The organism is Bacillus sp. MRMR6 (assembly GCF_001940785.1).
Lineage (GTDB): Bacteria > Bacillota > Bacilli > Bacillales > Cytobacillaceae > Neobacillus.
The window spans coordinates 1-13,026 of record NZ_MSLS01000023.1 but is presented as its reverse complement, the minus strand read 5'-3'; the positions used below and the strand labels follow the sequence as shown (position 1 = coordinate 13,026).

Sequence of the window (13,026 nt, the reverse complement as noted above, 5' to 3'; positions counted from 1 at the left end):
ATTAGGGGGGACACACTTGAAAGTTCTAGATAAAGTAGTGGTTGTTACGGGAGCAGGAGGTGGAATTGGACGCGAATTAGTCCTTACCCTCCTTTCTAGAGGTGCACGTGTAGCTGCGGTAGATATAAATGAGGATGCACTTGAAGAAACAGTCAAACAGGCTGGAGAAAAAGCTGGGAAATTATCGACCTATATTGTGAATTTAACGGATCGAGAAGCGGTTGAGGCCTTGCCTGAGCAGGTCATTGCTTATCATGGTGCAGTTGACGGCATCGTTAATAATGCGGGGATTATTCATCCTTTTACTAATATCAATGACCTTGACTACGATAAAATCATGCTGGTCATGGATATTAACTTTTATGGCACGCTTTATATGACAAAGGCCTTTCTTCCTTATCTACTGGAAAGACCTGTTGGGCACATCACCAATATTTCTAGTATGGGGGGATTCTTACCGGTTCCCGGTCAGGCGATTTACGGAGCATCGAAAGCGGCCGTTAAACTCATGACGGAAGGGCTATACGCAGAGCTTAAGGATACAAATGTTAACGTAACGGTCGTATTCCCGGGTGGTGTTGGTACAGATATCATGAGGAATTCTGGAGTGGAAGGGGCTGGAATGACAAATGCCAGCGAACAGGATCTGTCACAATTATTAACGCCTAAAGAAGCAGCAGAAATTATTATTAATGGAATGGAAAATAATCAATATCGAGTGCTTGCTGGTAAAGATTCAAAAATCATGGATACATTATATCGGCTGAGTCCCAAACGAGCGGTCGGGATTATTGCCAAGCAAATGAAAAAACTCATCAACCACTGATGAAATTTTTATAAAAAGGCTGTGTGAATGTTTAGGGGTGATTTTTGCGAAATCTGCTCCTTTATCACAGCCTATAAAAAAGAACAATGAGAATAGGAGAATCGTGATGATTGATTTTTCAAGTGTAAAAGATAAAGTAGCGATCGTTACGGGGGCAGCAGATGGTTTAGGGAAAGCAATCGCTAAATGCTATGGCGAAAATGGGATGAAGGTCATTGTATCGGATGTGAATGCTGCAAAAGGTTTGCAAACGGTACTGGAAATAAAAGAGCAGGGTGGACAAGCAGCGTTCTTTGCTGCAGATGTCAGCAAGGAAGAGCAAGTGAAAGAACTTATTCACTTTGCAATTGAAACCTTTGGCCGGTTAGATGGGATTGTCAACAATGCAGGTATCTCTGCAGCTAATAGACCCTTGCATGAGTTTTCATTAACAGAATATGAACGCTTAATGGATATAAATTTAAAAGGTGTCTTTTTAGGGATGAAATATGGTATTGAAGCGATTTTACAATCGAAGTCCTCTTCTGGTTTTGTCGTCAATATTGCCTCGATGGCAGGGATTGAAGGAAACAGTGCCATGGGGACATATGTTGGGTCCAAACACGGTGTAGTAGGTTTTACAAAAACGGCAGCGCTGGATTATGCACCCTATCAGATTACGGTAAATGCGATATGCCCAGGAACTTTCCGTACGTCTATTTGGGGGGACGCGTCAGAAGAGGTCATTCAGCAGTATGCTACGATTTTCTCCCCAAATGGTAGATTGGGAGATCCTAAGGAAGTAGGGTATCTTGCATTATTCCTTGCATCAGATTTAGCTAGATACATTAACGGGGCTGTGATTCCGATCGATGCGGGGTCTGGTGCTGGAAAAGTAACACCTGTAAAATGGGGAAATCCTGAAATCTTATCCAAATGAGGTGGGAAGAATGGCAACTAGATTAAATGATGTTTTAACTGGTACCGAAGAGAATTATATATTACCTTTTTTCTGGCAGCATGGGGAAGAAGAGGAAGTACTTCGAGAGGAAATGGCTCGGATCGACGAGGCAAACATAAAAGCGGTATGTATAGAGGCCCGTCCACATCCAGACTTTCTTGGTCCTAAATGGTGGAAGGATATGGACGTCATTATCGAGGAGGCAAAGAAACGCGATATGCGTGTATGGATCCTAGATGACGACCATTTTCCAACTGGCCATGCAGCTGGTAAGCTGAAGGATGCCCCAAAAGAACTGCGCCGACTCTTTTTATCGGTCAACCATATCGATGCATATGGACCGCGGCGAAACGCCTCTTTCATTGTGGAGCCGCCGCCGTATATCCCAGGCTACTATGAGACAGGCGGTGGCACCATTACAGCCGTCATTGCGATAAAGCGGGATGCTGTAACCGGAGAATTAACAGAGATCGCCGAGGATGTGACATCAAAGGTTGAGAATGGGAAGCTTTACTGGGATGTTCCGGAAGGGTATTGGCGGATATTTACGATCGTTGAAAATGAACGTGGCGGAGATCTTAAGAAGAATGACTATTTAAATCCACTTGTTAGGAAATCGGTTAAAGTCCTAATTGATACCGTACACGAGGCATTTTATGAACGGTACCGTGATGACTTTGGCGGGACAATCGCTGGGTTTTTCTCTGATGAACCAGGTTTCTATAATGATACGAAAGGAGCCTACTACGATTCAAAGCTTGGGAAAACCGATGTGTCCCTTCCTTGGAGTGCAGAGATGTACAAGTTACTAGAAAATGAATTTGGAGCAGATTACAAGAAGTTTTTACCGTTTCTTTGGCATGATGGCAGCAAAGTGATGTCGGAAATGCGCTATTGTTATATGAATGTCGTAACCAAGCTATATGCTGAAAATTTCACTGACCAAATTGGAAATTGGTGTAGGGAGCATGGAGTTGAATATATTGGTCATGTGTTAGAGGACAACAACGTGCATGCCCGTCTTGGCAGTGGTGCAGGTCATTTCTTCAGAGCACTTGGCGGACAAGATATGTCTGGTCTCGATGTTGTACTTTGGCAGCTAAATCCAGGCTTTGATGAAATTCCTTCAAGAATGTTTGCTGGAGAAGCGGATAACGAATTTTTTAATTACGGTTTGGCAAAAATGGCCACATCCCTTGCTCATTTTGATCCGAAAAAGAAAGGCCGTACGATGGCAGAAATTTTCGGTGCGTATGGATGGGTGGAAGGCTTAAAACTGATGAAATGGATGACGGATCACATGCTGGTTCGAGGGGTTAATTATTTTGTCCCGCATGCCTTTTCACCAAAAGAATATCCAGATTACGATTGCCCACCGCATATGTATGCTAGAGGAAAAAATCCTCAATATCGTTATTATAAATATCTCAATCAATATACGAATCGGATGAGCCATCTATTGTCGGCAGGTACCCATGTTGCTTCAGCGGCTGTACTATACCATGCAGAAGCCGAATGGTCAGAGGGCAATTATATGTATTTTCAAAAGCCAGTAAAAGAATTAATGAGAAATCAAATAGACTGTGATATTCTCCCGTGTGATACCATCATAGCGGATGTAGAAGTCAAGGCTTCAAAGCTAGTTTGTCATGAGGAGACATTTGACTGTTTCATTATCCCTTATGCTGAAATCTTGCCTGCTAGTGCGATTAAAAAGTTAGCAGATTTTGCAAAAGAAGGCTTACCGGTTTTCTTTATAGATGGTCTTCCTGAGCGTTCATGTGAAGGCGAACCTGTTCAGGAAGAGCTTGAAATTTTAGCTTCAAATGAAAATGTAAAAACAGTTTCACTTGCTGAACTCGCTGACACCATGAAAAGTTCCGGCTATTTTGATATCCAGGTGAGGGACCAACAGCCATACCTGCGTTATTATCATGTGAAACAGCAGGATATGGATGTGTATATGTTCTTTAACGAGCATCCATTGAATGAAATCGATACGGAGGTCGAGCTTCCGGTTACAAGGGAAATCGTCTGCTATGATGCCTATGACAACAGCATAAGCCGTGCTGAAGTGGCTGAAAAAGGTGAACATTCACTTGTGTCTATTAGACTTGCCCCATTCGAAACCGTAGTTGTTGTGGCTGGATTGGTAGATAACACGCTAGCGAAAAGCACGAAGGTTACAAAGCTGCAGCAGGCGGCACCTATAGAAGGTCCATGGTCACTTTCAACCGCAACGTCTGAGCAATATCCTGACTTTAACCCTTGGGGTAAACTTGAGTCACTATCTGATGTAAGTCGTATCGAAGGCTTACAATCGTTTTCTGGAACGATGCGATATGAAACGAATTTTGAATGGACTTTAGATGGGGAACGTGTATGGATGGATCTCGGGGATGCCTTTGAAACAAGTGAGGTATTTGTCAATGGTGAATCGCTAGGAGTTCGGATCCAAGCTCCATACAGGTATGAATTGAGCGGACACCTCCATGAGGGGTTAAATTCACTCCAGATAGAAGTAACCAACACCCTTGTGAAGGAAAACAATGACATGCTTTCACGGATTGGACACCACGAACCAAGCGGTCTACTAGGACCAGTACGGTTATTGGTAGAAGCGTAAATCATAGTTAAGATTAAAGGCATACATAAGCCGTATGTATGCCTCTTTTTGGTGTTATCACTAGCAGAGAAAAGCTTCATTTTTGTCAAAAATAAATATTTTCTTGTCGAATCTATTACTACTAAAAAAGTCACTAAAATACCATATTAGTTATTCGGAGGATGCTATCATTACGATATTAGCGGATAAACTTTTCAAAAATGATGAAATGTAAAGGGTTTCTTACTAGGTGTATTACACTTTTTTACAAGCTAAAATAGAGCCATCGTGATGACCTGATTTGTTCGTACAAAAAGGAATAAATGGTTGGAGGTGTAGGTATGAGGAAGAAGATCAATCTTAACCAATCATGGAAATTTTCAAAGCAGGATGAAAACGAAGCGAAAGAAATTTCTTATAACGACCAAAGTTGGCGTTCGTTGTCTTTGCCGCATACTTGGAATGCAATTGACGGAGCAAACGGCAATGAATTTCACCGCGGGGCTTGTTGGTATCGTAGGAGTATTACTCTACCGCAAGAAGAGCAAAGAAATCGTGTTTTTATTGAGTTTGAGGGAGCAAATAGTGTTACGGATGTTTTTTTAAATGGGATTCATTTAGGGCAGCACCGCGGGGGGTATTCAACCTTTCGCTTTGATTTAACGGAGCATTTTGTTTTTGGCGAGCCCAACCTGTTAGCTGTAAAGGTGGACAATTCGGCCTTTGAAGATGTTTATCCGTTGCGTGCTGATTTTACTTTTTATGGAGGGATTTATCGTGATGTTCATTTAGTCGTTGTCAATCCGGTACATGTGGATGTAATGGATCACGGATCTCAAGGTGTTTATGTGGTACAGGAAGACGTTACGGATCAACAGGCTCATTTATCGATACAGACACGGATCACAAATGACGTAACGGAAGCAAGCAAGGTGAGACTTTGGGTTGATTTGTTTGACCAGGCAGGCAAACAAGTGGGCTACCGTGCTGCCGAGGTCAATATCGAAGGCGGAGAAACAAAACCGATTCATCTAGCCATGACCATTCACCATCCTAGGTTATGGAATGGTTTAGAAGATGCCCATCTGTATGAAGCGCGGGTTTCCCTGCAACGTCACAATGACACAATCGATGAAGTAGTTGTCCCATTCGGAGTCCGGTATTTCCATGTGGATCCAAAACAAGGTTTGTTCCTGAACGGCAAGAACATACGATTACATGGTGTGTCACGACATCAAGACCGTAAGGATATGGGCTGGGCCATAAGTAGAAACGAGCATGAAGAAGATATGGAACTGATAAAAGAAATCGGTGCAACATCGATTCGTCTAGCACACTATCAGCATGATCAGTATTTCTATGATCTATGTGACCGTGAAGGGATGGTCGTATGGGCGGAAATACCATTTATTACAGAGATGTCTGAAACAGATTTAACAGGGGCGAACGCTAAATCCCAAATGGTGGAATTAATTCGCCAAAACTTTAACCATCCTTCTATTTTATTTTGGGGTCTTCAAAATGAAATTCAAATTGGCAGCAAACATGAAAAAGAGGTTCGCGAGGTGGTTCGGGAACTGAATGAATTGACTAAGAGAGAAGACCCAACCCGTTTAACGACCATGGCCAACGTTTTCATCGTAGAGGACACGGATGAATACAACCGCATGACAGATATTATCGGCTATAACAAGTATTATGGCTGGTACAATGGGAAGGCAGAAGACTTTGCTCCATGGCTGGATCGTTTCCATGAAACAAATCCGAATATTAGTCTATGTATCTCTGAATACGGTGCTGAGGGCATAATTGAATACCATAGTGATGATCCAAAGGTAAAAGATTACACCGAAGAATACCATGCACTCTATCACGAAAAGGTTTGGAAAATATTCGAAGAGCGGCCTTTTTTATGGGCAACCTACGTCTGGAATATGTTTGATTTTGGTGCGAATGTTCGTGATGAAGGCGGCGTAAAAGGACGGAACAACAAAGGGCTTGTGACTTACGATCGCAAAGTGAAAAAAGATGCTTTCTTCATGTACAAGGCACACTGGTCTCAGGACCACTTTGTTCATCTTGCTGGTAAGCGTTATGTAGACCGTGCAAGTAATCAATCAGATTTGAAGGTATATACAAACTGTGAACAAGTTACTTTGTATGTTAATGGTGAAAAGGTAGAGACACAATCGGCTGTTAATAGAAGGGTAGTCTTTAAAGATGTAGCTCTAGCAGACGGATCAAACCATATAAAGGTCAAAGCACAGGCTGGAGATTTAGTAGTTGATGATCAAGCATGGTTTGAAAAAGTAGCAGAGGCAAATCCTAGCTATAAAGCACCAGTAGAAGACCAGGGTGAAATGGTTGCGAACTGGTTTGACCTGCCGGAGCACAATGACGATGAACCGATTGAAGAGGTTGAAATCCCTGAAGGTGTCTATTCCTCACGAGAAACGCTGCAGGACTTGATGGAGTATGAAGAGACAAAAGAGGTGGTCATTCGGATATTAGGTGATCTTACAAAAATCCCCATGTACGGGATGATGAAAGGCTTTAAGCTTGATGTACTGGCATCAATGGCCGAGGAACAAGGTGATAACAACTCATTATTTGGCCAGAGTAGGATCAAACGATTAAATCGAGAGTTAATAAAAGTTAAAAAATAGGTGATATGGGGATTCTCGTGAATGAGTGAGTGGAGATTTCCCCTTGATTGGATAGTTTTGGAAATAGATTAAATTTTCAAAAAATAAGTTGAAATCTATCGATTTAACCAAAAAGGTCACTAAAAGACAATACCTTGATATTTAATTGCTATATCTTATCTGTAAGCGCTTTATTTGTAGGTTGGGAAAGGAGGCCTGAGGAACATTCAGTTATTTTTTAAAAAAATGAAAGTGATTCAGTTCATTTTTGGAATGTAGCTGTCTTTGAATAACTTGATATTCCGGTCATGTTGGGGTTTCATAAGCGAGGGGGAGATTAAATGGAAAAGAAAGAAGCCAGAAAGTTTGCAAAGGAACAAAAGGTATTGAGAAAAGCAGAAAGAGAGAGTAAATACCACCGTGCAACAAAATGGCAAATGGGTCTTTATCCGATTAGCGGGTTTGCTCATAATGCATTTATGTTTTTAATGGGAATTGTTTCATACTATGCTGCTGGTATCGTAGGACTTGGCACGGTGATTGCCTCCTTGATTATAACGGGTTCAAGAATCCTTGATGGCATTACCGATCCACTTATTGGTCTAATTATTGATAAAACAAGAGGAAAGTACGGTAAGGTGAGACCGGCAATCCTTGTTGCTTATGTCCTAATGTCTTCATCAACTTTACTACTGTTCTTCACCAATCATCTCGTTCCTGATGGCTTTAAAATGATTTATTTTATTATCTTATATGCTATTTTCATTTTCGGTTATACATTCTCTCAAGTGGGCCTTCAGATTGGCAACAATATTATTACGAATGATCCTGAACAACGTCCGGTTTTTGGGATGCTTACGATGATTTATACGATGATCTTCTACACCATTGCCACCATCTATCTATCTATGTATCTAACTGGAAAATATGGTGGTTTTAGTCAAATTGGTTTATTTCAAGAAATGACCATTTTTACTGTTATTCTTGCGGGTGTTGCTTATGGGCTGGGTATTTTGGCGATTGCTTCGAAGGATCGAATTGAAAACTTTGGTGCAGGGAAAAATACAATCCCTCTTAAGCTAAAGGATTTATGGCCCATCCTAAAGGGAAATCGACCATTGCAGATGTATATAGTGGCCGCAACCACGGATAAATTGAGCATGCAAATTGCTGGTAATCAGATTGTGAACGTCATGCTGTTTGGAATTGTGATTGGGAATTATGCGATGATGGGGGTCATCCAGGGGATTGGAATGATTCCAAATATTTTAGTTCTTATTTTTGGTATGCGTTATGCCATGAAATTTGGCTCAAAGAAAGGCTATGTTGGTGCAACATGGGCATGTCTAATCAGCTTCGGGCTGTTATTCTTACTTCTCTGGTTAGGGGATCCAACACAAATTCGTTTGGATAACATGGGCTTTATGACGATTGCTTTCTTATTATTATACTTGGTCGGCGGGGCAGTTCGTTATGTGGCTTCTGGGCTTAGTATGCCGATGTTAATGGATGTGATTGACTATAACACCTATCAGACAGAGCGTTATGCACCAGGCGTCATATCTTCCGTCTATTCATTTATTGATAAAGCCGTTTCTTCCCTACAGCAAACGTTTGTAGGATTAATGCTTGCCTTTATTGGTTTCAAAACCGCTTTCCCAGATGTCAATACATCATATTCTGAAAGTATTTTCTGGATGACCATGTTCATGTCCATAGGTGTCATGATGTTCGCGTGGATTGCATCCTTAATTGCCATGAAATACTATGAACTAGATAAAAACCGCATGGCCGAAATTACAGAAGAAATCGAAACCCGTCGAAATGCCGTTCCTAACGGAAAATCGAACGATGATACAATTTCAGTCAATTTATAGGCGGTAGCACAGGGACGGTTCTACTGCGTTTTTTTCAGTTGAAGAGCAGAAAATAGGTCATGGCTTCTTGCACCTTGCGGTGCTAGAAGCCATGACCTTATTTTATTTCTTTGTGCTGGATTCATCAGTCAGTTTATGGAGGGAAGCAGTAGAACCGTCCCTGTGTGAACCCCCTGTGTGAACCTGTGAAACCCATGTGAAAATTTTGAGTTGGTCTAGAGTTTTTTGTCTTATAATATTTATAGGTAACATTTGAGGGGATGGGAATATATTATGGAAGGCTCGGATGTTGATTTAATTAGTGATTTTAGTAAACATAAAACAAAGCATGAGTTGATCGAGTCAGCACATAAAAGTCGGGAAGATTTATTACAATTGGTTCGAAAAGGGGAACAGAAATCTGTTGCCCAATATGCGCATGAATTGAATGAGTATCTAAGACAAGACACTTTAGATATTATGAAAAGAATTCCTAGAAATAAATTACGTGCGTATAAGAACTTATTATTATCGCACAATACGCTTTACAGCTATGCAGCGGGAAAAGGCGGCTTGAGTTCATGGCAATGCCATTATTTTTCAGAAAAATACGCCATTATGGTTGAGAACGCCAAGTCAATATCGGAGCTAGAAGAGATTCATAAAAGAATGCTAGAAGAGTACTCAGATCCTTCTATTCGATTTATAAAACTTGAAAAAGCAACCATTGTTGAGAAAGTTGAGCATTTTATTACGATGAATTTTTCAGAGGATCTATCGATTGAGGAAATGTCACGAAAGTTACATGTACATCCGTCCCACTTAATGCGGACTTTCAAAAAAGAAAAGGGAATGACAATCAGCCATTTTCGAAATTTAATAAGAATGAAGGAAGCAAAGGAACTATTAACCAATTCTAATCTCTCATTAATTGAAATCTCCTATATTGTAGGTTTTGCAAATCAACAATACTTTTCTCGTGTTTTTAAAGAGGAAGAAGGCGTAACCCCAAAAGAATATAAACGAAATAATAGTAAGTGAGCCTTTAATCAACCGAAAAGTTTGATTAAAGGCTTTTTTCTTATCTAATGCAATTATAGTGTAAAAGAATGCTATTTTATTGCAAAAATAGTTAGAAAGTATGCGTTAAGATATCATTAGATAAATTAAAAACGCTTACATTAGTCTGAAAAGTTTACAAAATTTAATAGTAGCTCGAGAGTCACTAGAAGAATTTAGCTTTTTACAAAGTTATCTAGTCCTTTTTTTAGACAACAGTGGGAGGAGGGTGATGAAGGAAGGTTACATATATATATAATTAGTTTGTATAGTAAACAAACACGGTGTAGTTTATTATTTAAGCAAATGGTGGTAATCTGCATATCACTCTTTGATCGTTTAGTTATTGTATCTATATTTATTTACATTTGGGGGTTACAACATGGAAAAGAAACAGGTTAGAAAATTTGGTTTCCGTGACCAATTTGGATACATGCTGGGAGATGTTGGCGGTGGGTTTGCGAACCTTTACATCGGCTCATTTTTCCTATTATTCACCACCTCTGTCCTTGGTGTTAGTCCCTATTTTATGGGGACATTATTCTTAGTTGCACGAATCGTTGATGCAGCAACAGATGTTATGATGGGAAGCATCCCGGATCGATGGAGATTAGGAAAAAGTGGTGATAAATTTTTACCCTATATTAATATTTCCAAATGGCTGCTCGCAGCATCAATTTTAATTTCATTTGCTGATGTCTCAAGTTGGTCATCAACTGCCATTCATGTTTGGGTTGTATTTGTCTACCTGTTTTACGGAATCGCCTACACAGCTGATTCTATTCCTTATGGTTCGTTAGCAGCTGTTATTACAGATGATCCGATTGAACGAACGAAATTATCTCGTGCTCGTTCTATTGGCGGGTTGGTTGTCGGAGTTGGATTTTTATCTTTCGTTCCCATGTTTATCTATGATAAATCTGGGAATCTAGTTCCTGAAATGTTTTTCTACATTTCCATTGTATTCAGTATTCTTTCTGTTCTTGCTTATACCGGACTTGTTAAATTAAGTACAGAACGCATTCGTGATGATCGGCCAGTGGGGGCAAAAACGGATTATAAATTCACAGAAGCGTTAAAGGCAGCCTTAAAGAATCGCCAGTTATTGGGGATGATGGTGGCAAGTGTAGGATCATTACTCATGATTAATGGCGTTTCGCAATTAGGTGCCATCGTTTTCGCAGAATACTACAAAAATACAGGTGCATTTGCTATTAACCAATTCATCCAAATGGGAGTCATGCTTGTATTGTTTATGTTTGTTCCTAGTCTAGTTAAAAAGATTGGTAAACGAAATATGGTAATCGGTAGTGCAAGCTTTAGTTTAATTGCTACGATTCTCTTAACTATTTTTATCATTGAAAATGTTTACATTTATATTGTTGCTTATAATATTGCAACCATAGCCAATATGGTTTTTGTTATGATTGTTTGGGCACTCGTCACAGATTGTTTAGATTACACAGAACTTCAAACGGGCAAACGATTTGATGGAACCCTTTATTCCATTTATTCATTCTCACGTAAAATAGGTATGGGTGTCGGTTCGGCCCTTGGAAGTTATGCTTTAGGTTGGGTAGGTTTTGTTTCCGGGCAAACTTCTCAAAGTAAGGAAGTGGCAGAAGGTGTTTTACGTATGTATAACGGACTGCCTATTTTAGCGTTTAGTTTAATGCTGATCGGCATTGGGTTGATATTTAACTTAAATAATACGAAATTTGAAGAAATGTACACTACATTAAAGGACAGAAGAGCAGCAAACTTGTAAAAATTACGATGAAGCTTCACTCGAAGTTCGTTGCGCTTATAAGAAGGGGTTGTTATATTTGAGAACTCGGTTTCTATCGAAATGTACAAACGCGGAAGTAGAAGAATATCTACAGCAAAATGATCTAATCTTTGTTCCTGTTGGTGTAACAGAAACACACGGAGCATTGCCACTTGATGCCGAAACTGTTTTTGCTGAAGCACTTGCTTTAAAAATGGCAGAGGCAACAAACGGTCTTGTTCTTCACAATCTTCCATATTTCTTCGCTGGTGGGACAGTGATGGCCCGCGGGACCATTAAGATGAGCGTGAAAGACGGTATGAGTTATTTAGAAACAATTGCAAAATCACTGTTAAAACAAGGTTTTAGAAGACAGGTATATGTAACTTGTCATGGACCGGCTTACCTAACCGTAAGTGGGATGATTCGTGACTTTTTTGAAGAAACAAAAGTACCAATTCTCTATATAGACATGGTGAAAGCATTTGATAGTGTTAAAGATTTAAGTTATTCGTTTATGGAGAGGTTTAATGATATGAGTATTGGGGCTTACGAAATATTAGGCAGGTTGGAAGATGTTCCGATTAATGTTTCAGAATCTCATTCTGTAACTTATGATATGCAAAATGCTTTAAACGGCATGAATAAAAACCCAGGTAATGAACTTGCGAAATATGCGATGCAGTCAGGAGCAATCGGTTCATACTTTGATAAACCGTCTGATCATCTACCGACACCTCAAATTACATCTGATCACCATCGTGAAGAATTAGCTCAATCAGGCATTCTTGCCATTGAGGAATTTATTGAGAAATTGGATATGCCCACCATTGTTGAGCTATTACGGAAAACAGATGAATATACACAAACTGACAGTCTCCAAAAATACCGTGAATGGTTATAATCTTTGAAAAAAATGAGAATATTTTTTCTCGTTTTTTTCTTTTGGCTGTGTTAATGGACAGTGTTGATTTTTGCGAAATCGCTCCCTTTCCGCGGGCGTTCTGGGGAGCCTCCTCGGCGCTAAAGCGGAGGGCACTGAAAAAGTCCTTTGTTTTGAGGCAGTTGAAGGTTGATTTTATCAACCCTTCAACTGCTTTTTATTTTATAATTAAGGTAACAAGACTTTAAAGGTGGTACCGAAATGATTTCCTTTCAAGATTCATTTAATCTTAGCCCATATATAGGAATTTATGATCTCATTGTTCCAAAAGATAATATGCTTCGCCAAATTAAAAAACTAGTCGACTTTTCATTCATAATTGAAGAATTAAAAGATAAATATTGTCTGGATAACGGTCGCAATGCCGTGCCACCAATTCGAATG

The 13,026-nt window shown here is 39.9% G+C and carries 9 protein-coding genes; all 9 read left to right on the top strand.

Annotation, left to right across the window (positions count from 1 at the left end):
- Positions 1-16 precede the first annotated feature (16 nt).
- Positions 17-826 carry an SDR family NAD(P)-dependent oxidoreductase gene (locus BTR25_RS18495; protein WP_075689527.1) on the top strand — a complete coding sequence of 270 codons (810 nt, stop codon included), beginning with the start codon at positions 17-19 and terminating at the stop codon, positions 824-826.
- Between the two features lie 106 nt (positions 827-932).
- Positions 933-1,745, top strand: a complete 813-nt coding sequence (locus BTR25_RS18490; RefSeq protein WP_083652462.1) for an SDR family NAD(P)-dependent oxidoreductase — start codon at positions 933-935, stop codon at positions 1,743-1,745.
- Between the two features lie 10 nt (positions 1,746-1,755).
- Positions 1,756-4,392: a glycosylhydrolase-like jelly roll fold domain-containing protein gene (locus tag BTR25_RS18485; protein WP_075689526.1), complete on the top strand. Its 2,637-nt coding sequence runs from the start codon at positions 1,756-1,758 to the stop codon at positions 4,390-4,392.
- 320 nt (positions 4,393-4,712) lie between these two features.
- Positions 4,713-7,037, top strand: coding sequence for a glycoside hydrolase family 2 protein (locus BTR25_RS18480; RefSeq protein WP_075689525.1), 2,325 nt, complete (start codon positions 4,713-4,715; stop codon positions 7,035-7,037).
- A gap of 320 nt (positions 7,038-7,357) precedes the next feature.
- The gene (locus BTR25_RS18475) at positions 7,358-8,893 is read left to right on the top strand and encodes an MFS transporter (protein ID WP_083652461.1); all 1,536 of its coding nucleotides are present in this window, start codon (positions 7,358-7,360) and stop codon (positions 8,891-8,893) included.
- A 273-nt stretch (positions 8,894-9,166) separates the two neighbouring features.
- Positions 9,167-9,913, top strand: a complete 747-nt coding sequence (locus BTR25_RS18470) for an AraC family transcriptional regulator (RefSeq protein WP_075689524.1) — start codon at positions 9,167-9,169, stop codon at positions 9,911-9,913.
- Positions 9,914-10,313: 400 nt separating this feature from the next.
- Positions 10,314-11,699 carry an MFS transporter gene (locus BTR25_RS18465; protein WP_075689523.1) on the top strand — a complete coding sequence of 462 codons (1,386 nt, stop codon included), beginning with the start codon at positions 10,314-10,316 and terminating at the stop codon, positions 11,697-11,699.
- Positions 11,700-11,757: 58 nt separating this feature from the next.
- Positions 11,758-12,603 (top strand): creatininase family protein, encoded by an 846-nt coding sequence (locus tag BTR25_RS18460; protein ID WP_075689522.1) that lies wholly within the window; start codon positions 11,758-11,760, stop codon positions 12,601-12,603.
- Between the two features lie 240 nt (positions 12,604-12,843).
- The coding region (locus BTR25_RS18455; protein ID WP_483295243.1) for a transposase at positions 12,844-13,026 on the top strand (183 nt) is incomplete at its 3' end.